Source organism: Staphylococcus succinus, from assembly GCF_029024945.1.
Taxonomy (GTDB): Bacteria; Bacillota; Bacilli; order Staphylococcales; family Staphylococcaceae; genus Staphylococcus; species Staphylococcus succinus.
Window position 1 is genome coordinate 151,973 of sequence record NZ_CP118976.1, and the last position, 22,207, is coordinate 174,179.

The window sequence follows — 22,207 nt, forward strand, 5'->3', positions numbered from 1 at the left end:
GATTCACAATGAAAGAAACAATATATTTAGCAGGAGGATGCCTTTGGGGTGTCCAGGCATTTTTTAAGTTAATTCCTGGCGTAATTGACACAGAAGCAGGGAGAGCAAATGGAAAATCTCAAACGATCGATGGTGTTTACGATGGTTATACAGAATGTGTGAAAATTACATTTAATACTGAAGTGGTGACAGTTAAAGTATTAATGGGACATCTGTTTGAAATTATTGATCCTTATAGTTTGAATAAACAAGGTGAAGATGTAGGTTTAAAATATCGTACTGGTGTTTACAGTGAGCAATCACAGCATTTGAATGAAGCTCAAAATTTTATTGCAAAAAGAGCTGATTGTAAACGTATTGCTGTTGAGGTATTACCATTAACAAACTATGTGAAAAGCTCAGAAGTACATCAAGATAGATTAGATAAGTTTCCTAAAGATTATTGTCACATCCCAATAGAATTAATGAAAAAATACAAAAGAAACGGTAAATCGTAGCCTGAAAATATTGCTTTTATATGCTTGACAAATGATTTTAAAGGGCGTATTATTTGTGAATGTACAAGGGGTGTACTATGTATGGTGAATAGTGCACACGACGTAGAAAAGGTGTAGTATTGTATCTTTAAAACCCATTGCAAAGGAACTTTGATGCTGTGGGTATAATTTTATTTTAATGGTACACGGGGTGTACAATAGAAAGGAAAGGTAGTCAAAATATGTTTAATGAGTTCAAGTTTATATTCAGAAATAAAATGTTAGTTGTGGCACTTTTTTCAGTTGCTATAGTGTCTATGCTTTACGTTGCACTGTTTGTTGGTTCAATTTGGGATCCATACGACAAAACAGATCAATTAAAAATTTCAGTCGTTAACCATGATGAATCTGCAAAATTGAATGGTAAAAAGGTATCGATTGGTGATGATTTAGTTGATAAGTTAAAAGATAATGATAAATTTAAATTCCAAGAGGTTTCTGAAAAAGAAGCTTCAAAACAATTGAAAAAAGGGAATAGTGTAGGTACGATTATCGTCCCTAAAGATGCTTCTCATAATGCGACAACATTATTAGATAAACATCCTAAAAAGATAAATTTAGAAACACAAGTTAACCCTGGATCTAGTTATACAGGTAGTCAGTCAGCACAAAAAGCGATTAATACAGTAACTGATACGATTAAAGATAATATTCGTTCAAATTACTTAGATGAATTATTTGCCAGTGCTAAGAAATCAAAATCTGGTTATGAAGATACATCAAATGCTCTAGGTAAAATGTCGGACTCAGAGTCACAATTGATTGATGGCAATCAACAAGTGACAGATGGTCTTAAACAATTGGCACCTTCAGTTGGTCAACCAGCACAACAATTAATTTCTGGTAATCAGCAAGTGACAGATGGTCTAAATCAGTTACAAGCTAATAATGATAAATTAAAAGAGAAAATCGATAGTTCAGTTACACAGCAAAAAAATGTAGCTTTTGAAAGTAAAAATGAGAAGGCTTTAAATAATGTGACAAAAGTGAATGAAAACAACCCTACACATGCAGATAAATATGGTGAGACAATCGTTCCTTATATGGCTAGTGTAAGTATATTTGTATCAGCAGTTTCATTCAGTGCGATATATCCATTGAGAAAAACAGTTGATAAAGGGGTATCTTCATTGAAACAAGCCTTAGGTAAATTGTTATTGTATATCATCCAAGGTTCGTTAACGGCATTACTTATGAGTAGTTGGGTTATCTTTGTATTCAACATGTCTATCGACAATGTAGGTAAATTTATATTGGTCGGATTGCTTTGGGCAATTGCTTCAATTACAATTACGACATTCTTAGGTTTATTTTTAGATAGAATTGGCTTATTCTTATCTATGTTGTTATTGATATTACAATTAAGTTCTAGTGAAGGTATGTTCCCGATTGAACAATCAGCACAGTTCTTTAGATGGATCCACCCATTTTCACCAATGTCATATGCAATTCAAGGTTATAGAGAAGCAATCTTTACGAATGCTGGACACTTTAGCTTTGCCTTTATCATAGTTGTATTGACAAGTATTATTGTAGGTATGATGTTATTACAATACTTGGTATTGTTATGGTTTAATAAGAGAGATAGAGTGCCGTTTTCAATGCAATTTAAGTAAAGTTCAGAAATAAGGGGAGTAACATATGGAAAATGTTGATCAAACGATTGAAGTAGCGATTAATAAATTTCAAGTAGTCATGTTGCGTTTGAATAAAGAAATAGTCGAAATCGTTAAAGAAACTGGATTAGCAAATTTACTTTCTAGAGAACAAATTGAAGCAATGCGAATTATACAGACCGAAGGTAAAGTAACCATCAATGAATTAGCAACATTGCAAAATATATTTAAGACAGCAGCTTCTAAACGTGTGGCTAAATTAGAAGATATGGGATATGTTCAAAGAGCGCATTCGGACAATAAACGTATAAAGTTGATAATGTTAAGCTCGGAAGGTGAAGCATTTTTAAAAGAAGCAACTACTGTGATAACAAAAGCTGTGAAAGCACGTTTAGGGAATAAATTTACAACGGATGAGATAGAACAGTTTGTAGATCAGTTGACGCATATTGATGAAGTTTTTCGAGAAAGCAAAAGTTAATACTAACAAATAGTAAAAGTGGGAATATTATTTGAATCTAAAACTGATAGGAGTCCTAGTCTGAAATGGCTTGAACTTCTGTCAGTTTTTTTGTAGTATTTGGGTGCATACTTTTGCTATTTGCTAGTAAAATATTTAGATTTACAACATTTTACATATATAATGTTAGTTATTCAATGTATACTGAAATTAAGCATAGAGTGTGAGGTTAAATGTCTTAATTTTATTACCTAAAAATGATTTGAAGGAGACTTTATTATGATAAAAAGAACAATAGAGCGTGTACTTTCATGGATTGGTATTGTTTTGCAGCTAATCGGAGTCGTTGCTATGGCACTTTTCTTACCTTTAATGGGGAATAGTGACTTTAAAGATACAGTAGTTCAAAGTATGCAAGAACAAGATAGTAGTTTCACCAAACAAGACAGTACAGAGATATTGGATATATTGAGTAGTCTAATTACATTTGGATTGGTATTCTCTATTATTGTACTTATCATAGCAATTATTGCTGCTACACTTATTGGTAAGAAAGCAAAATTGGCTGGAGTTTTGTTAATTATTGCGGGTGTTGTTTCTATATTAGGAAACTGGATTAATGCAATTTTATGGATTGTAGCTGGTATCATGCTACTAGTTAGAAAACCTAAAAACGACAATGATGATAATAAAGTTCATACACAAGATGATGATTTAGAATATTTGGATAAAGAGGAACAATCAGCATCTCAACACCAAAATGATCGAGATAATAATTATAAGTATTAATTAGAATTTAAATATAATTAATTTAAGAAAGTCTAGAATGCCAATTGGAGCATTCTAGGCTTTTTAATTAGAGATTTTGATAGATAAATACATTATTAAAATAACAGAATTAATGTATCTTTAGTGACATTATTGTCATAGCAGATGACTTAAGATAGAAAAATACGCTATGATATTTTTAAGCATTGTACTTAGTTAAAATTTAAATAATTATTTATATAAATGAGGTGAGTCAAATGATGATATTAGTGATGTTATCTCCATTATTGATAGTTGGTTTTATCATAATGGCTATTATGGAAGAAAAGAAAAGAAAAAAATAAATGTTAGGAACAAAACAGCTCAATAGATAGGGGAGGGGAGATGCAAGTCTAATTATTATGGAAAAGTAAAGCTATACACACCAAGTTAGACTAACACTTGTCTTCCCGAAGACTTACGGTAGTCTTGATTAATGTGATTTCTTGATAGATTATAAATTTTTGAAAAATAGATATACGAAGTTGTAAGTCAAATGGGAGTGTTTGACGTGAAACATTTTTGAATGACTACTAGAATACTTAAAATTACTATGTTGTAAAATGAGTGTTTTAGTCACAAACAGTATATTCTCATGTATAATTTCGATTAAGGGGGGTTATGCTATGAGTGAAATGTTGTACATCTTGCAGACTGTACTATTGCCCATTTTTATCATGATCATTTTAGGTTTTGTTTTACACAAGAAATTTACATTAGACTTAAATACACTAGCGAAACTAAACATATATGTTTTTGTGCCAGGGTTTATCTTTGTTAAATTTTACAAAACAAAATTTGAACTAAGTTTATTATTTTATATTGTTGTATTTTTTATAATTTACATGCTGGTATTGTATATTTTAGGGCGTGTAATAACGAAGTTGAGGAAAGGCGACAAAGGGGAAGCCACGACGCTGACCAATAGTATTTTATTTTTTAATTCTGGAAATTATGGAGTTCCTGTAAATGACTTAGTGTTTAAGGGAGACCCATTAGCAATGTCAGTGCAAGTAATTGTGCTTTCGTTGCAAAATATATTTACATTTTCATACGGTATTTTCGCTATTCAATCTGTACAAATCGGTAAATTAAAAGCTTTGGTTGGATATTTTAAAATGCCTGTATTATATGCTTTGTTACTAGCAATTATATTGAATTATAATCATGTACCCATTCCCAAATTTATTTGGACGCCAGCAAACTATGTCGCTGACGCTATGATTGCGATTGCCTTATTATTACTTGGAGCCCAAATTGCGAACATTAAATTTAGTTTGAAATTGTCGGCCTCATACATATATATATTAATTAGACTGATCATTGGTCCGTTAATTGGGCTTGTAATTATTAAGTTTATGGGGATAGAAGGCATTATTGCCCAGACCTTGTTTATTGCCTCAGCCATGCCAACATCAGTAAATAGTTCGGTCATTGCGCAAGAATATGATAATAATCCTGAACTTGCAGCAGAATTGGTGTTTTTATCCACTTTATTTAGTGCGATTACGGTTGTTGTAGTTATATATCTCTCTAAGATATTATTTTAATGAATTTGTATATTAAGCAAACTCAAAAAGGATAACACTCATCTGATAAGATGGTGTTATCCTTTTTATTTGTAGAAGTTCATGAGGCATATTTAACTTAAAATTCTACAACTGTATATTGTTTCAAAACTTTTTTGAACGGGCTTTGAGGCTTGTCCCCTTCTTTAGCTTTTTTGTTCATTTCTTTATGTTCAGCCACATGAGATGGTCTGGAAACCCAAGCTTGGAAGTGTTGCTTTTCTTGCCACTTACTGACAATAACGTACTCGACTTCATCACCTTTAGATTTTGTCCATACCTCTGCATCGATTAAGCCGTCAACATCCACTAATTCATTGGCGTTTTTTTCGACTTTATCATACAATTTTTGTTCATTTTCTTTAGTTGTTGAAAATGCTACTTCAGTAATAAACATGATGGACCTCCTTAAAAAATTAAATATGGTATTTATGCTATCACTTTTAAAATTTTTTCTCTAGCGGAATTTTTAAAGCATTTGATTTTTATTTTTAACGTGTTATAACTAGTTCTTGTAAAAACCAAAACTGTATGACTATATATTATTTTTAAAAATCTACTTAAAAAGGACGATTAAATTGACTGAAGCTGTATTAGGTATTGATGTAGGCACGAGCTCTGTAAAAGTAATCGCAGTAAATAGAAATGGTGAAGTAATACAAACGGTAAGTGAACCCTTAAAAATAATTCAACATCAATCTGGGTTTAATGAACAATGTCCAAACGATTGGTTTGAAACTACTCAAAGTTGTATTAAGCAATTATTAAAAACACATGAAATGCGTCATATTGATGTTAAGGGGTTATCGCTATCGGGTCAAATGCATAGTTTAGTTATATTAGACCATGCACATCAACCGATACGTGATGCCATTTTATGGAATGACACTAGGTCAACTATACAGTGCGAACAAATTAAAAAGGAATTAGGAGAATATGTATTATCAAACCCTGTGTTAGAGGGGTTTACTTTAACCAAATTATTATGGATTAAAGATAATGAACCACATAATTGGGAGAAGATAGAGGTCTTTTTACTGCCTAAAGATTATGTGCGTTTCAAATTAACTGGAAAAATAAATATGGAATACTCTGATGCATCTAGTACGTTACTGTTAAATCCTAAGGAAAAAGCATGGTCTAAAGAAATAGGAGGACGGTTTGGTCTTCGTGATATATACCCAGATCTTGTCGCATCGCATGATTTCGTGGGCTATGTCGATACTTCTATTGCTAATGATTTAGGGTTTAATAACGATGTAGCGGTATTCGCAGGTGGGGGCGATAATGCTTGTGGTGCATTGGGAGCTGGTATTACTCAGGTTGATGAAACATTGTGCAGTATAGGGACCTCAGGTGTTATCTTGGCATGTGAAAATTCACAAGATGCAGTATATAAACAAAATATACATTACTTTAATCATGCTATGGACCAAATGTCTTATGTTATGGGGGTTACATTGGCAGCTGGTGATAGTCTGCACTGGTTACGTAATAAAGTATTGTCAGACCTGAGCTTTGAACAAATTATAGATTTAGCAAGTCAATCGCCATTAGGAAGTCGAGGATTACTGTTTACGCCATATTTATCTGGAGAGCGCACTCCTCATGGAGATGCCAGTATTAGAGGGAGCTTTATAGGTCTTAGTATGTTGCATAATAACAGTGATATAGCAAGATCAGTGATTGAAGGTATTACATTTTCTCTCTATGAATCCATCAAATACTTACGTGAAAGTGGTAAGGATATACGACATATTGTATCAATTGGTGGAGGTGCTAAAAGTGATTTTTGGTTACAATTGCAAGCGGATACATTTGATGCAAAGATTAGTCGACTTAAGTATGAAGAAGGTCCGTGCATGGGTGCGGCAATCTTAGCAGTATATGGATTGGGGTGGTATAATAATTTCGAAAAAATTATTCAGAAATTCATATGTTATGAAAAATCTTTTGTACCACATCAACAGTATCATCAATTGTACATGAAATACTTTGAAGTGTACGAAGGGGTATATCGTCAAACACAACCCCTAACACAACGCTTATTAAAGTTATCTGAAGGATCAAAATGATTATAATTTGGAATTTTGTGTTGTTAGAGATATGATAAAGTTAATCTTATATTTTGACGTATCATTTGTCTTTTTTATCAAAGAAACTTGAAAAAATAAAGATAATGCGTTAGATTGAATGTAATAATTCTTGCACTAAAAGCAAGTGTAATTTATGTAATTCAAAATTTAATAGATGCTTGACCACTGGAAGTGCCTTTTAATAAAGGCTGAGACCGAAGTAGCAACTGAGGGATTCCTTGAACCTGATCCAGCTTATACTGGCGTAGGAAAGTGGCGTTATAGACAATGTATATTCGTTAATTCAACGTTATTTTTCCAGCCGGAGAAATAACGTTTTTTTTATTATTTGAGGTGAGAAAATTGTTTGTTGCAATTACACAGTATGATTATTTGTCGAAACAAGACGCCAAACATTATCAACACATTGAACAATATATTGATTACTTGATTGTCAGAACGCCGATGCCCACAGCCATGTTAGTGTCATGGATAACGGACCTCGTACAATATGGTTTTCCTAAAGACAAAATTATTATCCACGACAATGTATGTGTCTTAAGGCGCTGTAATTTAAAGGCAATCCATTTTAGAGAATGTGATGCACGCGTGAAACGTTTTAAATATAATCAACCGGAAATTCAAGTGAGTATGTCAACACATAGTCAGACGGCTATTAGGTATGCTGAGCAATTAAATCTAGACTTCGTATTGTTTGGTCATGTGTTCGAAACCAATTCAAAAGTTGGAAAAATGCCAAGAACAACGGCTGAAATAATCGAAGCGGTTAATAGCAACATTCCTATTATTGCGTTGGGAGGGATTAATCAACAAACCTTAAAGCAATTACCTAAAGGATTCAATGGTATAGCAGGTATTTCTATTTTTCAGAGGAAAAGTGACACAAATATAGGTCGTCTAAAGGAGGTTTGGACTGAATATGTATGATGCCATCATTGTTGGTTCAGGGGTTATAGGAATGTCAGTGGCAAGAACAATGAGTGAATTGGGAATGCATATTGCTGTTGTAGATCGTGATGTCCCAGGTATGCATGCTTCATACAAAGCAGGAGGCATGCTTGGCGCACAGAATGAATTTACGGAAGAAAGTAGTCTTTTTCATATAGCTCAAACTTCTCGAAGTATGTTCGAAGATTTGCGTAACAATTTGTTAGACGAAGTAGGTGTAGATATTGAATATTTAAGTAGTGGCTTAATTAAAATGGCTGCAAATCTTGAAGATAATGCCAGTGTCATACAACAATATCAATTTTTACACCAGCACGACGATTCAGTGAAGATGCTATCTTCAGAAGGTGTGTCGCAACTTTCTAATGGCGGTATTATATCAGATGGTTTATCAGCAATCCATATTCCTAATGATCATCAAATTAATGCGAATCAATATACTAAAGCACTTTTAAAATCATTAAGTCATCGTCATATTCATCGTATTTATAATACGGAAGTTCATAACATTGAGTGCCATCACCTTGGTGGTTATCGCGTTGTGACAAAAGATGAAGTGCTATTATCAGAAAAGGTAATAGTGGCAGGAGGCGCCTGGAGCGGTAAATTATTGAATAACTATATGCCACGAAATAAAGTCAGTGGTATCAAAGGTGAGGCGTTACTCGTTGAACATACTAAGTTAGATTTAAAAACCACGCTCTTTATGACAAATGGTTGTTATATTATACCTAAAATGAACCATCGTTATTTAATTGGAGCTACTAGTTATATGGATGATTTTTCAGTTGGTGTGTCAGAAAGTGGAAAGCAATGGTTGTTAACGCATGCAATACAATATATGCCTAAGCTAAAAGAGAGTCAGTTAATAAAACAATGGTCGGGAATCAGACCGTATTGTACAAATGAACAACCCATTATGGATGAAGTAGATAAAGGTTTATTTGTGATTACTGGTCATTATCGTAATGGTATTTTACTTTCACCATACATAGGATCATTGATGGGTAGATGGATTCAAAGTGGTCATAGACCTACTCAACTCGAAGATTTTCAATTTGAAGGGAGCCAAAAAAATGAGATGTATCATAAACGGTGATCATTTTACATTTGAGAGATCATTAAATATTCAAGAATTAATACATGAGATTGGTTTAGATGAGCAACGCGTCATAGTAGAACATAATGAAGAACTCATCAGTCAAAAACAATTTCCAACACAAATAGTTAACGACAAAGATTGTTTAGAATTACTAGAATTTGTAGGAGGCGGATAGGATGTTCAATATAGGACCATTTACATTAAATTCAAGATTATTATTAGGTACTGGAAAATTTGAAGATGAGGTCACGCAAACAAAAGCGATTAATGCTTCAGAGACGGAAGTATTAACATTTGCTGTACGTAGAATGAACTTGTATGACAAAAACTTACCGAATCCTTTAGCTAAAGTAGATTTAACGAAATTTACTACCTTTCCAAATACTGCAGGTGCTAAATCAGCAAAAGAAGCGGTGCGTATTGCTGAAATTGCAAACCATGCCGGCGTATGTGACATGATTAAAGTAGAGGTTATCGGTGATGACGAAACGTTATTACCAGATCCAATAGAAACGTATGAGGCATGCAAAATATTATTAGAAAAAGGTTATATAGTATGTCCTTATATTTCGAACGATGTTGTATTGGCTAAACGTTTAGAAACATTAGGTGTCCATGCAGTCATGCCACTGGCATCGCCTATAGGTACGGGGAGAGGTATTAATAATCCTTTGAATTTACGTTATATTATTGAGCGTGCAAATGTACCAGTTATTGTAGACGCAGGTATTGGCTCACCTAAAGATGCTTGTCATGCCATGGAGTTAGGTGCAGACGGTATCTTATTGAACACAGCGATTTCAAGTGCACAAGATCCAGTGAAAATGGCTGAAGCAATGAAATTAGGTATTCATGCAGGTCGAATGAGCTATGAAGCAGGAAGAATACCAGTGAAATATACAGCGCAAGCAAGTAGTCCAACTGAAGGTATAGGATTCTTATGATACAACGCTATAACCGTCAAATTCGATATGACGCTTTTGGTGAGAGCGGTCAACATCAATTGCAACATACGCACGTTATGATTATGGGAGCAGGCGCACTTGGGAGCCATTGCGCAGAATTATTAACCCGTATGGGCGTGGGAAAACTGACAATTATAGACATGGATATTGTAGAGGAATCTAATCTACATAGACAAGCATTATATGATGAAAAAGATGCAGCACAAATGCTTCCCAAAGTTGTAGCGCTAAAAGCGAAACTTGAATGTATCAATAGTGAAGTAGATATTACAGCAGTTTATCGAGAGCTGACAAATACTAATATAGAAGCAATAATCAATGATTATCAACCACATATCATTATGGATGGCATGGATCATTTTGAGATTAGATATTTAATCAATGAAATTTGTCACAAATATCGTCTCCCGTGGATTTATGGTGCAGCAGTAGGTAGTAAAGGTACTGTTTATGGTATCGATTATGAAGGCCCTTGTTTGAAATGTTTACTAGAAACTATACCTTCAACTGGAGAAAGCTGTGCTATTAATGGGGTCTTACCACCAGTGATTTATCAAGTTGCCAGCGCAGAAGTATCGGAATTAATTAGATGGGTATCTGGATATGGTTTTTCCCACAAACTTTTAACTATGGATTGTTTTAAGATGAACTTTAAAGCATTGAATATTAATAAGTTGAAAAACGAGGATTGCCATGTTTGTGAACTAAGTGAATATAAGTTACTGAATCATCCCAGCCAAAGTAAAATAGAAAAACAATGTGGAGATGCATTTTTGCTAAGATTTAATCAAAAAATATTTGATCATGTGGATTATTTGCCTGTTAAAATTGTTAGGTATAACCCATTTGCAAAAGTAATGCGCTATAAAGACTGTCATATGACTGTTTTTAAAGATGGTCGAATGAATGTGTATGGCATTGAAAATGAGCAACAAGCGAGATCGTTATATGAAAAGTTTATTAAATGTTTGAAATGATAGGATGAGTTGTTAATCGTCTTGTTGAAGTCAACGTAATATTGAATATATAAGCGATACAGTCTTATAATCTTAAAATTTATAAGACTGTACTTTTTTGAGAAAGAAACTAAAGTTCATGAAAATTTCTAAAAGTTATTGCAAATTTGTTAACAACCTACCTTCGAATTGAAACTATATATAGTGCTCTATATTTTTTAGACATAATATAGAGAATGAACTGGGATAATATGAATCACTTAGAAATAGATTTAAAAAACTTGGTTAATAAAGCTCCAACGGTAGTGAATGAAAATCCCAATATTGATTCTCGTAGAGTATATGAATATATCAAAAGTTAAAAACAGCTATTATTTATTAAAAGAGCAGCAGTTATGAATAATCATAACTACTACTCTCTTTTTTTATATTGAAATTCAATAGGCGTTTGCTAATGATAAATGAGTTAATTTTTTAAATGTTTTTGAACAGCAGGAATAATTTCGTTACCAATAAGTTCAATATTTTTCATGATTTGATTAAATGGAACGCCACCAAAATCAATTTGTCCCATGAATCGTTGATGATGATACAACTCATGTTGGTAGAGTATTTTTTCTATAATTTGTTGTGGACTGCCCACCATTAAGGCATCTCTATAATCTGGCGCATTATCAAATTGTTGTTTTGGGTAACCGTTGCCTCTAATAAATGATGTCCCTACGTTAAGGTGCGGGTAAAATTCTTTTAAAGCGTCCTGAGTTGTTTTCGCAGTATAAAATAGGCTGGCAGTTGAAACAGGTAAGACTTCCGGAGAAGTATCAAAACCATGTTCTTTAGCAGTTGAACGATAAACATCTATTGAGTTTTTAAATGTTTGAGCAGGCCCACCCAATGTGGTAATCATCATCGGTATACCTTGACGTCCAGCTTTGATTGCACTATCAGGCCCACCGCCAACAGCACGCCATATAGGAAGTACATCATCAATAGGTCTAGGAAATATTTTCATATTATTTAAATCTGGTCTAAATTTGCCAGACCATGTTATTTTATCGTTTTGATTAAGCTCTAATAATAAATTAAGCTTTTCTTCATATAATTCTTCATAATCGTTGATGTCTAAGCCAAATAGATCGAACAGACCAGTTCGTGATGCTCTGCCAGCTACAATTTCTGCGCGACCATGTGAAATCAAATCAAGTGTGGCAAAATCTTCGAAGACTCTAACTGGATCTGCTGCACTGATAATTGATGAAGAGCTAGACACTTTAATGCTATTTGTGGCTTGTGCAATAGCGCCAAGCACAACAGTGTGTGCTTGTGTCGTAAAATGTTCTTGATGACTTTCACCAACAGCGAAGACATCCATGCCTGCTTGTTCAGCTAACTGGCTAGCTTCTATGAGTTCTTGAATACGTTGCTCGTAACTAATCTTTTGCCCATTTGTTGGATTAAGCAGATGGTCTCCAAGTGAATAGATACCAAATTCTAGTGCTTTATTTTTATTAATATTTAATTGTGCCACGATATGTGCCTCCTTTTATAAATCGTGTAAGTTACTTTCGATTTCTTTCCTTTGATTCTCTAAAAAATCAGGTAAATTAAGTGATTGTCCTAAATCTTCTATGCGTGTATCAATGGTAAAACCGGGATCTGCTGTGGCAAACTCATACAAAATTTTATTTTGACGATAATATAAAGATTTGAAAAAATAGCGATCTATAATACCTGAGTTACTTTTAGGTAGTTGCTCTATTTTATGATATACGGCATCCAAATCAGCACCAGTTGGTGTATTGACGGCGATATGGTGAATATAACCTTGACCGGGTCTCGCACGTTCACCTTGTTGTTCAACAATGACAAAATCGCTATACAACCCATTACTATCGAGCGTCAACGTTGTTTCATCGGTATTAGGACGTATTTGATATTGAAGTGTATTTGTCAAGAATTCTATCGTTGGTTTGGCTTCGCGCACTCTTAACTCTACAGGTCCCATGCCGAGTATTTGATACTGTTGTGGTATATCGCTATAAGGGTTTTTGCGCCATGCTTGAGGCGTTTGGTACGTATCATTCACAATTAACAACACTTCAAGACCATCCATATCTTTAAATGATAGTGCTGATTGGTTTAAATATGTGAGACCTTCCCATGCCACTTTATATTTATTCAAGCGCTGTTTGAAATATTCCAGTGATGCATTGTCAGGGATGAGTAAAGAAAGACGGTATATCGAATCTGTTCCGCGTCTGGGTTTACCTAAGTTAGGGATTTCAAAGAAGCTTAATAGTGTGCCTTCTGAACCAATCTCATCTCCAAAAAATAAATGATACATAGATGGATTATCCTGATTTACAGATTTTTCAACTAAACGTAATCCTAATATTTGCGTATAAAATGCTTTGTTCTGCTGAGCATTTTTTGTATACATTGAAATGTGATGATGACCAATAATGTTCATAATGTGAACCTCCCTATAAATGAGTTCATTTCAAAAGTAAAATAAGGTACTAGAGATATTTAGAATAACCATATCCGTTTTGGTGGCATTTAAAACAGTTAGAGTATAAAAAATATACTTCTTGTTTATAATATATCTCGAATTCGAGATAATTGCAAGTGCTGTGATTTAAAATAAATATTTAATGTTAATTAGCATCAGCTATTATTTGGTTGTTGCTATAGTTAATACAAAAAGCAGGAAAATTTTAGAATTTTCCTGCTGAATCACACTATTCACTTTTTTTGAAATCTAAATAATAAAGGCTAAATTCAAGATCATTTTTTAAATGAGTTTCTAACAATGATACTGCTAAATCAATGTTTCTGTCGAAAAGTGCATCTACGATTTCTCTGTGCTCTTCAATAAGACCGGGACGACGTTGGTAGATGACAGTTTGGCTAAATAAGTAAATGAAACTTTTATATTTTTGATATGTGTCGAGTATAAATTGATTTCTTGTAGCTGCGATAATTTTTTGATGGAATTTATCATTAGTTGCGATAATTTTATCTTCATGTTCTTGATGCATATCGATTTCTGTATAGCTTTTTAACTCTTCTAAATCAGCATCTGTATAAACAATCGCTGCTTTTTTTAAGGCATGCGTTTCTAATAGAATACGCATCTCAAAAATCTGTCTATATTCTTCAGTTGTAGGAATAAAAATATAAGAGTTCTTTATAAAATATTCCAGTTCTAATTGTTTGAGTGCTTCACGTATAGGTGTTCGGCTGACTTCGTATTTTTTGGCAAGTTTTGCTTCAGTAATTTTTTCATCCTTCTTCAATGCACCTGAAATAATATCATTTCTTATCTTTTGATATATCGTTAATTCGTTTGTATTCAATTTATTCACCTCATCATCTTAAGTGTACTATAAAAAATTTCTCTTTAAAATGTATACATTTTATTGATTTTAGTATACACTATTCACTGTAAACGTTTTCAATAGGAGGAGTATTTATGATGAAGGTAGGATTTATAGGATTAGGTATTATGGGAAAACCCATGGTTAAAAATTTATTGAAAGCAAATATAGATGTATATGTGAATGATTTAAACAAAGAAGCTGAGCAAGAAGTAGTTTCTGACGGTGCACAATCAGTGTCAATTGAACAAATGGCACAAGAAGTAGATCATATTATTACTTCATTACCGAATGGTGCCATTGTTAAAGCTGTTTTATATAGTGGAGAAGATGCGATTTTAAAGCAATCAGAAATTAAAGTACAATCTGTGATTGATACAAGCTCGCTAACACCAAATGAATCTTTAGAGATAAGTAAAGTTTTAGAAAAGAAAGCTGTGAAATATATTGATGCACCAGTAAGTGGTGGAGAGCCTTTAGCAATCACAGGCGAGTTATCTGTGATGATTGGTTGTGATGAAAGTGATTTAGCTACGATACAAGACGTGTTAGCGCCGATATCATCATCGGTGATTAGAGTTGGTGATGTCGGCGCAGGCAGTGTTGTTAAGTTGGCAAATCAAATTATCGTAAATACCAATATAGCAGCATTGTCCGAGGCTGTGGTTTTAGCCAAAAAATTTGATATAGAGCTGGAAAGTATGTATGAAGCCATCAAAGGTGGCCTTGCGGGATCAAGCGTTATGGATGCGAAATTCCCTAAGATGATACAAGAGGATTATCGACCTGGGGGCACATTAAATATTAATTTAAAGGATATGAAAAATGTGAGTTCTACGGCTGATACAGTAGGCTTAACTTTACCTTTGTCCAACCAAGTTAAAGAAATATATAAATCAGAAGTAGCACATGGTAATGGGATGAATGACCATTCAGGGATTATTAAATACTTTGAAAAAATAAATAAGATGTAGGTGAGGCAATGTTAACAGATAAGCTAATTAACCAATATAAAAATGATGCTATCGACAAACAATTAAAGGATTTTAAATATAAAGTGATTGTCTTAGATGATGATCCAACAGGTACACAAACTGTTAAAGATTTACCGGTATATACAGAATGGTCAGAAACGTTGATAGAGGATGGATTTAATCAACAAAATCACATGTTCTACATATTAACCAATTCAAGAGCATTAAATGAGCAAGAAACGATGCGATTACATCAAGAAATTAGTCATAATATTGAACGCGTATCACAACGATTAAATCATCCTTATATCATTATCAGTAGAGGTGATTCCACGTTACGGGGACACTTTTACATTGAACCTAAGGTATTAAGCGATGCGTCAGATAGCGCATTTGATGGTGTATTCTACCTTCCAGAATTTTTTGAAGGCAATCGCTATACGTATAACGGTGTACATTATCTTAAAGAAAATGACCAATATATACCAGTTGCTGATAGTGAATTTGCTAAAGATACAACATTTGGTTTTAAATCTAAAAATATGGCTGATTTTATAGAAGAGAAAAGTGATGGACAAATTAAAGCAGAAAATGTACGTCATATTACATTAATGCAAATACGTGAGCGTAATGAAAAAGCAATCATGCAAGTATTCAATGATGTTTCAAATTTTGACGCTGTCATCGTGGATGCATTAAATGATGAAGATATGGATTATTTTGTTGCTTGTTTAACCCATTTCTTAGCACATAATAAGAAAAAGTTTATATTTAGAACGGCTGCTTCATTTGTAAAAGCGCTGTGCCCGACACCTGGTGAGATTATTAATCTTAACCAATTCAGTGATAACAATCATGGAGGCATTATTATAGTGGGCTCCCACGTTAAGAAGACCTCATCACAATTGCAGCATTTATTAAAGCATGTGGCGATTTCATCGATTGAATTTGATGTTAAGGAAGTAACTAAAGATAAATTATCATATTATATTAAACAACAAATTCATAAAGTTGAGTCATTGATTGCAAATGGAAAGGATGTAGTGGTCTATACATCACGAGATGTGATAAAAACAGAAGATTTAACAAATAACTTAAGTATTTCTACGAATATTTCTAATGCTTTAGTTGAAATTGTTAAAGGTCTAACAATAAAGCCAAGATTTATTATTGCCAAGGGTGGAATCACTTCTAGCGATGTTGCAACAAAGGGATTAAATATCAAAAAAGCACAGGTTATTGGTCAAATAACACAAGGGGTACCTGTTTGGTTAACAGGTGATGAAGCGAAATATAGCCATATGCCATACGTTATTTTCCCGGGAAATATCGGGGATGTAGATACGTTAACAGAAGTTTATAAAATGAATAAACGCGTTCAAGAGTAATAGGAAGTAGGGATATAGTATGTTGGGAGAAATTTGGCCATTAATTGCAGTGGTAATTGGGGTATTAATATTATTAATGTTAATTATGGCATTCAAGTTAAATACATTTATAGCATTAATTATTACATCGATGGTAACTGGCATATTACTAGGTATGCCATTAGATACAATTGTGACAACAATTGAAAAAGGTATGGGTGACACATTAGGTCATATCGCTATTATTTTTGGATTAGGTTCGATTTTAGGTAAATTATTATCAGATGGTGGCGGTGCAACCAGTATCGCAGATACATTAATTCGCATATTTGGAAAAAAATATGTCACATGGGCCATGATTATTGCTTCATTTATTATTGGTATTTCATTATTTTTAGAAGTTGCTTTTGTATTGCTAGTACCACTAGTATTTACGTTAGCAAGAAGAATGGAAATTTCTAATCTTAAAGTTGGTTTACCAATGGCTACATCTATTGCGGTGACACATGGCTTTTTACCACCGCATCCAGGTCCAGTGGCTATTTCTGAAGCAGTGAATGCGAACATTGGTCATGTGCTTATGTATGGAATCATTGTAGGTGTTCCGTTAGCTATCATTGTAGGTGGTACTTTTCCTAAGTTAGCACTTAAGTTATCGCCAAATGCTTTTAAGAGGGAAGGTAACACGGCAGCAGTAGGTGAGATGAAGCATATAGAACAAGCACAGTTACCTAGTTTTGGTTTAAGCTTATTAACAGCACTTGCACCAGTCATTTTAATGTTATTAGCGACAATAGTACAACTTGTTACGGGGAATGAAGCAGGTCATGCTAAAGGATTTGAAGGATTCATTTACTTTATTGGTACATCAGTCACAGCGATGTTAATTGCAGTTTTATTTGCTATTTATACCATGGGTGTGCGACGTAAACAAAGTATGAAAGAAATTATGGACACAGTGACGAATGCAATCACACCTATAGCAATGTTAATTCTAATTATTGGTGGCGGTGGCACATTTAAACAAGTATTAATTGACGGTGGCGTAGGAGATACAATTTCAGAAATATTTAAAGGTACTGAAATGTCACCACTTATTCTTGCGTGGTTAGCGGCAGCCTTATTACGTACTGCACTGGGTTCAACGACAGTTGCTGCAATATCTTCAGTTGGTATTGTGTTACCATTGTTGCAGACGACAGACGTTAATACGTCATTGGTTGTATTAGCAATTGGTGCAGGGAGCATCTTCTGTTCACACGTGAATGATGCCGGTTTCTGGATGTTTAAAGAATATTTTGGTTTAACGATGAAAGAAACCTTTTTAACATGGACACTACTCGAATCAATCTTATCAGTCGTAGGATTAGGTCTTATTTTAATCGTGAACTTAATGGTATAAATAATTATAAGTTGAAGCTTTTGTAATACGTTGATGAACGTATTACAAAAGCTTTTTTGAATCTATTGAAATGATCTTATGTACATATAAGTATATTCATAAAAGTGATATTTATATTTTGTTATTGATATAGTTTGACTCTATAAGCGTTAAGTGTTATTTTAAAACATACTAAAGTAATCGGATTGATAAGAAAAAAGGAGTGGCGTAATGGGGGAAATGAAATTAGGTCTTTTTTTAGCGGGTTATGGTCATCATCTTGCAAGTTGGAGGCATCCAAAATCGATTGAAAAAGGACCAATAGATATCGATCACTTAGTCAATATAAGTCAGTTAGCTGAACAAGGTAAATTTGATTTAGTATTTTTATCAGATGCTTTATATATCGATGACACAGCACACCCAGATCTGATGAGTCGTTTAGACCCATTCACTTTAATGTCCATCATAGCGAGAGAGACGTCGGATATTGGTTTAGCGGCCACAGTATCGACAACGTATTCTCAGCCATTCCATCTAGCTAGATCGTTCAGTTCACTAGATCACATTAGTGGTGGACGCGCAGCATGGAATATTGTAACTTCTGCAGTGAATAATACTGCACAAAATTTTAATGGCAATGTGAACGTTGATCATGATTTAAGATACGAGCAAGCAGAAGAATTTGTAGACGTAGCCAATAAATTATGGAAGTCATGGGAACCAGATGCCTTTAAAAAGGATAAAGTAGAAGGCGTGTTTGTAGATGAAACAAAATTACATGAGGTAAACCATGATGGTAAGTATTACAAGGTTAAAGGCCCACTTAATTTGGAACATTCACCACAAGGGCAGCCATTATTGATTCAAGCAGGGTCTTCGCCGACCGGTACAGATTTAGCAGCTCGTGTTGCTGATGTTGTTTTTACAGCACAAACAAATGCAGAAGAAGCGAAAGTATTTAATGATAGATTACGTTCAAAATTGGTGAAACAAGGAAGATCAGAATCAGACCTCACTATCATGCCAGGTCTTTTTCCAGTAATTGGTGATACTGAAGCAGAGGCACAGGCTAATTATAATGAATTGCAAGATTTGATTTTACCAGAAATAGGATTAAAACTATTGTCACCTTATGTTGGGGATGTTGATTTGATGCAATATGATATTAAGACACCCTTTGCTGATATAGATGCTTCTGAAGGTAATGGTATTAAAAGTAGATATGAATTAATTAAAAAAGAAGCCATTGAGCAAAATTTAACGTTAGAAGATGTTATGAAAAAAATAGCCGGTGCTCGAGGCCATTATATTGTTGTTGGTACACCAGAGAAAATTGCTGATACGATGCAATATTGGTATGAAATCGGTGCGGCTGATGGTTTTAATATTATGCCACCACTTTTTCCGACACAATTACAGCTTTTTGTTGATAAAGTTGTTCCGATTTTACAATCACGTGGATTAACACAAACAGAATACAAAGCAGGTACGTTACGTGAAAAATTCGATTTACCAAATTTATAATTTTAAAGCTAATGCACCGCACATATCTATAAATATATCAAAGCCACTCACTAGTACTAGTGAGTGGCTTTTTATAATTTAAGCATTTAACTCTTCAGGTGTTTTTAAGAAAGGCGTAAGAATCGCACTTATAATATAGAATCCTGAATAAATGAATAATACAACACCAGCGCCAAACGGTTCGAAAAATAAAGTTACAATTGCTGGAGCGATAAAAGTACTCAGGCCAGCTCCTAAATTTAACACAGACATAGCAGCTCCTTTATTATCTGGAGCAAGCATTGGGAACAGTGCTGATAAAGGTACATAACCAGCCATACCGATTCCACACAGACATAATATTATCGTCATTAGCCAATAATTGTGGCCAATCGTCATAGGTGCAAAGTATATGAGCAGCATGACTAAAGCATAAAATACACCGCCAACCCATTGCACGGTTTTTCGCCAGCCCCACTTATCGCCAATATATCCGAAGAATAGATTAGCAAAAATTGCTACGGTGAATATAGTTGACCACATTCTTAACCATTCTGTGTCTGTATAACCAAATTCCCTTAAGTATAAAGGTAAAAATAACAACAAGCCATATTGAGCAAAGCCATTAATACTTTTAACGATGAGTCCTATTGCTATCACGGGACGTTTGATAATGGTCACAGCTTTAATTAATTCTGAAACTTTGAAATCTGTGATTTCTGATTGAGGTACATGATCTTTGTTAATAATAATAGCTAAAAAAGCCCCTATTAACGTGAAAATGATACCTGTCCACATAGCATTGATATGTCCGACAATCGGTATGATAAAAGAAGCATATAAAGGTCCAAATACGCTCAATCCTAAAGAAAACATAAATCAAAACCAACCCGCAGCAGTACTTCTTCTTTCTAGTGGTGTACTATAATTTATCCACACTAAAAATGAATAAGCAAACATAGGATAACCAAAACCACGTATGGCATAAAAGGGTGCCATGATATAATAATTCAAACTATACATCCCTAAACCAATAAATCCTATGCTACCTATTAAAAAAGCAATTGTACCTAATATCATAGCCTTTCTAGGCCCTAAAGTTTGAACAAACACGCCTGATAGCCATGCGGAAATAGTAACAGTAACACCATAAATTGTAATTAGAAATGACGCTGCGGAGGCAGACATATTCTGATCGACTAAATATGGTACGAGCCAAGCTTGTTCGATGCCATCACCAATCATAAATAATACTAATCCGATATATCCCCAAATTAAGTTACTAGGTAAACCTATTTTTCTAAGCATGTAAAACATCCCCTTTGAATAACTATGATTCATATTTTCTTATTACTTTAAGAGCGAATAAGAGAATTTTTGTATTTCTGTAGAGTCTTTCGTATTTATTAAATATTCGATATTTTCTACTCCATACTCATAGATAGTTTGTTCAAGTTTTTTATACATAGCTATATTCATTTCACATTCTTTAACCGGATCTTCGCGAATAGGGAAAGTATCAAAATAAATTAAACCTTCATAGTTATATTTTATGGCATAGTATATAAACTCTATAGTTTGTAAAAGGTGGACACTACCCAACATTAATCCATCATCATTATCTTTATAACCATCATTTAAATGAAAGCCCATCAAACGGTTTTTTCTTGCTGCAAGTGCTAAAGCGTATGCAGGATTTTCTTTTTTCATTAGCATATGACAAAAATCTAAAGTTACTCCAAAATTAGGTAAATTGACATCATCTAATAATAAAAGTGTTAACCCAATATCACCAACGAGAGCAAAAGACCTTGGTTGATAAGGTTTATATTCAAAACTAATATTCATTTCGGGATATTGTTCTCCTATATCCCTTAAAGCTGCAACAGTTTTATCCCAAGATTTTTCATAATCTATTTGGAATGGATAATCAAATCCATCATTTGCCAACCAAATAGTAGTTGTATTTCCCCCTAATTTTTTACAGGTCTCTATAGCCTCTTTAGTTGTTTTAATGGCTTTATTTCTTATACTGTCATCAGGATTAATAAATTCACCATCATCATATATTTCACTAAATCGCAAAGCTATACCACTTACCGTTAAATGAGAATTTTCTAATGCTTCATTGATTTCGGTAAGGGTATTTTTTTTGAAATGTTCTGGGTAATTGAGTTCAATTTGAGTCAGCCCCTCCACTGTGGCCATGCGTTTAATTAATGAGACGGTATTGATATTGTCCTCCTCATTAAAAAAGAGTTCGGGTTTAGTTTTAAATGAATTTAATCTTGCTGAAAAGTTCATAATTAGTCATCCTTTCAAAGTGTTTACGTATCCAAACGTTGTTCACTGATTATTGAAAATGTTAATAATATTTCACAATAAAGTAAATAAAAACAAATTATTTTACCGAAAATATTTTATTGTAAGCTTAATAATTGTTAATATTTTACTTTTGTAAAATCGAAAATAAAAAATGTAGATATAAATTGAGGTATTGTGATAACATAATTGAAACGTATCCAAATGAAAGGATTTTCTATCT

Annotated in this window: 20 protein-coding genes, 1 pseudogene and 1 riboswitch; of the genes and pseudogenes, 15 read left to right on the top strand and 6 right to left on the bottom strand. The window is 33.6% G+C overall.

Annotated features, from left to right (window positions below; all coding sequences use genetic code 11):
* The first annotated feature begins 8 nt into the window (after positions 1 to 8).
* The 5 genes from PYW31_RS00640 to PYW31_RS00660 all read left to right on the top strand — a co-directional run bounded on the left by PYW31_RS00640 (position 9) and on the right by PYW31_RS00660 (position 4,969).
* Entirely contained in the window at positions 9 to 497 is a 489-nt protein-coding gene (locus PYW31_RS00640) for a peptide-methionine (S)-S-oxide reductase (RefSeq protein WP_046838025.1), read from the top strand.
* Between the two features lie 221 nt (positions 498 to 718).
* A complete protein-coding gene (locus PYW31_RS00645) occupies positions 719 to 2,152 on the top strand; it encodes a YhgE/Pip family protein (RefSeq protein WP_046838026.1) in 1,434 nt (477 codons plus the stop codon).
* A 25-nt stretch (positions 2,153 to 2,177) separates the two neighbouring features.
* The gene (locus PYW31_RS00650) at positions 2,178 to 2,633 is read left to right on the top strand and encodes a MarR family winged helix-turn-helix transcriptional regulator (protein ID WP_046838027.1); all 456 of its coding nucleotides are present in this window, start codon (positions 2,178 to 2,180) and stop codon (positions 2,631 to 2,633) included.
* Between the two features lie 258 nt (positions 2,634 to 2,891).
* Positions 2,892 to 3,401, top strand: coding sequence for a DUF4064 domain-containing protein (locus PYW31_RS00655; RefSeq protein WP_046838028.1), 510 nt, complete (start codon positions 2,892 to 2,894; stop codon positions 3,399 to 3,401).
* Between the two features lie 644 nt (positions 3,402 to 4,045).
* Positions 4,046 to 4,969 carry an AEC family transporter gene (locus tag PYW31_RS00660; RefSeq protein ID WP_046838029.1) on the top strand — a complete coding sequence of 308 codons (924 nt, stop codon included), beginning with the start codon at positions 4,046 to 4,048 and terminating at the stop codon, positions 4,967 to 4,969.
* A 97-nt stretch (positions 4,970 to 5,066) separates the two neighbouring features.
* Here the strand turns inward: PYW31_RS00660 and PYW31_RS00665 are convergent, their stop codons facing one another.
* The gene (locus PYW31_RS00665; protein ID WP_046838030.1) at positions 5,067 to 5,384 is read right to left on the bottom strand and encodes an antibiotic biosynthesis monooxygenase family protein; all 318 of its coding nucleotides are present in this window, start codon (positions 5,382 to 5,384) and stop codon (positions 5,067 to 5,069) included.
* Positions 5,385 to 5,565: 181 nt separating this feature from the next.
* Here PYW31_RS00665 and xylB point away from each other — a divergent pair, with 181 nt between their 5' ends.
* From xylB to PYW31_RS00695, 6 genes are all read left to right on the top strand, one after another.
* Complete coding sequence (gene xylB, locus PYW31_RS00670) at positions 5,566 to 7,062, top strand: xylulokinase (protein ID WP_046838031.1); 1,497 nt, start codon at positions 5,566 to 5,568, stop codon at positions 7,060 to 7,062.
* Positions 7,063 to 7,240: 178 nt separating this feature from the next.
* Positions 7,241 to 7,351, top strand: a riboswitch (TPP riboswitch).
* A 65-nt stretch (positions 7,352 to 7,416) separates the two neighbouring features.
* Positions 7,417 to 8,010 carry a thiamine phosphate synthase gene (locus PYW31_RS00675; RefSeq protein ID WP_241961674.1) on the top strand — a complete coding sequence of 198 codons (594 nt, stop codon included), beginning with the start codon at positions 7,417 to 7,419 and terminating at the stop codon, positions 8,008 to 8,010.
* Positions 8,003 to 9,130: an NAD(P)/FAD-dependent oxidoreductase gene (locus PYW31_RS00680; RefSeq protein ID WP_063410228.1), complete on the top strand. Its 1,128-nt coding sequence runs from the start codon at positions 8,003 to 8,005 to the stop codon at positions 9,128 to 9,130. The genes PYW31_RS00675 and PYW31_RS00680 overlap by 8 nt, the downstream gene beginning before the upstream one ends.
* On the top strand, positions 9,108 to 9,308 hold the full coding sequence (gene thiS / locus PYW31_RS00685; RefSeq protein WP_046838056.1) for a sulfur carrier protein ThiS: 201 nt from the start codon (positions 9,108 to 9,110) through the stop codon (positions 9,306 to 9,308). The genes PYW31_RS00680 and thiS overlap by 23 nt, the downstream gene beginning before the upstream one ends.
* 1 nt (position 9,309) lies before the next feature.
* Complete coding sequence (locus PYW31_RS00690) at positions 9,310 to 10,077, top strand: thiazole synthase (RefSeq protein ID WP_046838057.1); 768 nt, start codon at positions 9,310 to 9,312, stop codon at positions 10,075 to 10,077.
* Positions 10,074 to 11,075 carry a ThiF family adenylyltransferase gene (locus tag PYW31_RS00695; RefSeq protein WP_046838058.1) on the top strand — a complete coding sequence of 334 codons (1,002 nt, stop codon included), beginning with the start codon at positions 10,074 to 10,076 and terminating at the stop codon, positions 11,073 to 11,075. Before PYW31_RS00690 ends, PYW31_RS00695 begins: the two co-directional genes overlap by 4 nt.
* 445 nt (positions 11,076 to 11,520) lie before the next feature.
* Here PYW31_RS00695 and PYW31_RS00700 read toward each other — a convergent pair whose 3' ends face one another.
* The 3 genes from PYW31_RS00700 to PYW31_RS00710 form a co-directional block, all read right to left on the bottom strand.
* Positions 11,521 to 12,582, bottom strand: a complete 1,062-nt coding sequence (locus PYW31_RS00700) for an LLM class flavin-dependent oxidoreductase (protein ID WP_046838059.1) — start codon at positions 12,580 to 12,582, stop codon at positions 11,521 to 11,523.
* 15 nt (positions 12,583 to 12,597) lie between these two features.
* Positions 12,598 to 13,524 (bottom strand): VOC family protein, encoded by a 927-nt coding sequence (locus PYW31_RS00705; RefSeq protein ID WP_046838060.1) that lies wholly within the window; start codon positions 13,522 to 13,524, stop codon positions 12,598 to 12,600.
* A gap of 271 nt (positions 13,525 to 13,795) precedes the next feature.
* Positions 13,796 to 14,422, bottom strand: coding sequence for a GntR family transcriptional regulator (locus PYW31_RS00710; RefSeq protein WP_326021729.1), 627 nt, complete (start codon positions 14,420 to 14,422; stop codon positions 13,796 to 13,798).
* Positions 14,423 to 14,529: 107 nt separating this feature from the next.
* On the opposite strand from PYW31_RS00710, the gene PYW31_RS00715 reads away from it, so the two are divergent.
* From PYW31_RS00715 to PYW31_RS00730, 4 genes are all read left to right on the top strand, one after another.
* The gene (locus PYW31_RS00715) at positions 14,530 to 15,408 is read left to right on the top strand and encodes an NAD(P)-binding domain-containing protein (RefSeq protein WP_235602260.1); all 879 of its coding nucleotides are present in this window, start codon (positions 14,530 to 14,532) and stop codon (positions 15,406 to 15,408) included.
* 8 nt (positions 15,409 to 15,416) lie between these two features.
* The gene (locus PYW31_RS00720; protein ID WP_046838062.1) at positions 15,417 to 16,796 is read left to right on the top strand and encodes a four-carbon acid sugar kinase family protein; all 1,380 of its coding nucleotides are present in this window, start codon (positions 15,417 to 15,419) and stop codon (positions 16,794 to 16,796) included.
* A 19-nt stretch (positions 16,797 to 16,815) separates the two neighbouring features.
* Positions 16,816 to 18,177, top strand: coding sequence for a gluconate:H+ symporter (locus PYW31_RS00725; protein ID WP_046838063.1), 1,362 nt, complete (start codon positions 16,816 to 16,818; stop codon positions 18,175 to 18,177).
* 210 nt (positions 18,178 to 18,387) lie between these two features.
* Positions 18,388 to 19,683, top strand: coding sequence for an LLM class flavin-dependent oxidoreductase (locus PYW31_RS00730; RefSeq protein ID WP_046838064.1), 1,296 nt, complete (start codon positions 18,388 to 18,390; stop codon positions 19,681 to 19,683).
* Between the two features lie 78 nt (positions 19,684 to 19,761).
* Here PYW31_RS00730 and PYW31_RS13700 read toward each other — a convergent pair.
* Positions 19,762 to 21,003, bottom strand: a pseudogene (locus tag PYW31_RS13700) (MFS transporter).
* 9 nt (positions 21,004 to 21,012) lie between these two features.
* Entirely contained in the window at positions 21,013 to 21,966 is a 954-nt protein-coding gene (locus PYW31_RS00745) for a sugar phosphate isomerase/epimerase family protein (protein WP_046838065.1), read from the bottom strand.
* Positions 21,967 to 22,207: the final 241 nt, after the last annotated feature.

Coding starts and splice junctions, on each gene's coding strand:
- PYW31_RS00680 (WP_063410228.1), top strand. CDS start 8,003: ATGTATGATGCCATCATTGTTGGTTCAGGGGTTATAGGAATGTCAGTG.
- PYW31_RS00690 (WP_046838057.1), top strand. CDS start 9,310: ATGTTCAATATAGGACCATTTACATTAAATTCAAGATTATTATTAGGT.
- PYW31_RS00720 (WP_046838062.1), top strand. CDS start 15,417: ATGTTAACAGATAAGCTAATTAACCAATATAAAAATGATGCTATCGAC.
- PYW31_RS00715 (WP_235602260.1), top strand. CDS start 14,530: ATGATGAAGGTAGGATTTATAGGATTAGGTATTATGGGAAAACCCATG.
- PYW31_RS00725 (WP_046838063.1), top strand. CDS start 16,816: ATGTTGGGAGAAATTTGGCCATTAATTGCAGTGGTAATTGGGGTATTA.
- PYW31_RS00745 (WP_046838065.1), bottom strand. CDS start 21,966: ATGAACTTTTCAGCAAGATTAAATTCATTTAAAACTAAACCCGAACTC.
- PYW31_RS00665 (WP_046838030.1), bottom strand. CDS start 5,384: ATGTTTATTACTGAAGTAGCATTTTCAACAACTAAAGAAAATGAACAA.
- PYW31_RS00705 (WP_046838060.1), bottom strand. CDS start 13,524: ATGAACATTATTGGTCATCATCACATTTCAATGTATACAAAAAATGCT.
- PYW31_RS00645 (WP_046838026.1), top strand. CDS start 719: ATGTTTAATGAGTTCAAGTTTATATTCAGAAATAAAATGTTAGTTGTG.
- PYW31_RS00730 (WP_046838064.1), top strand. CDS start 18,388: ATGGGGGAAATGAAATTAGGTCTTTTTTTAGCGGGTTATGGTCATCAT.
- PYW31_RS00650 (WP_046838027.1), top strand. CDS start 2,178: ATGGAAAATGTTGATCAAACGATTGAAGTAGCGATTAATAAATTTCAA.
- PYW31_RS00695 (WP_046838058.1), top strand. CDS start 10,074: ATGATACAACGCTATAACCGTCAAATTCGATATGACGCTTTTGGTGAG.
- thiS (WP_046838056.1), top strand. CDS start 9,108: ATGAGATGTATCATAAACGGTGATCATTTTACATTTGAGAGATCATTA.
- PYW31_RS00640 (WP_046838025.1), top strand. CDS start 9: ATGAAAGAAACAATATATTTAGCAGGAGGATGCCTTTGGGGTGTCCAG.
- PYW31_RS00655 (WP_046838028.1), top strand. CDS start 2,892: ATGATAAAAAGAACAATAGAGCGTGTACTTTCATGGATTGGTATTGTT.
- PYW31_RS00660 (WP_046838029.1), top strand. CDS start 4,046: ATGAGTGAAATGTTGTACATCTTGCAGACTGTACTATTGCCCATTTTT.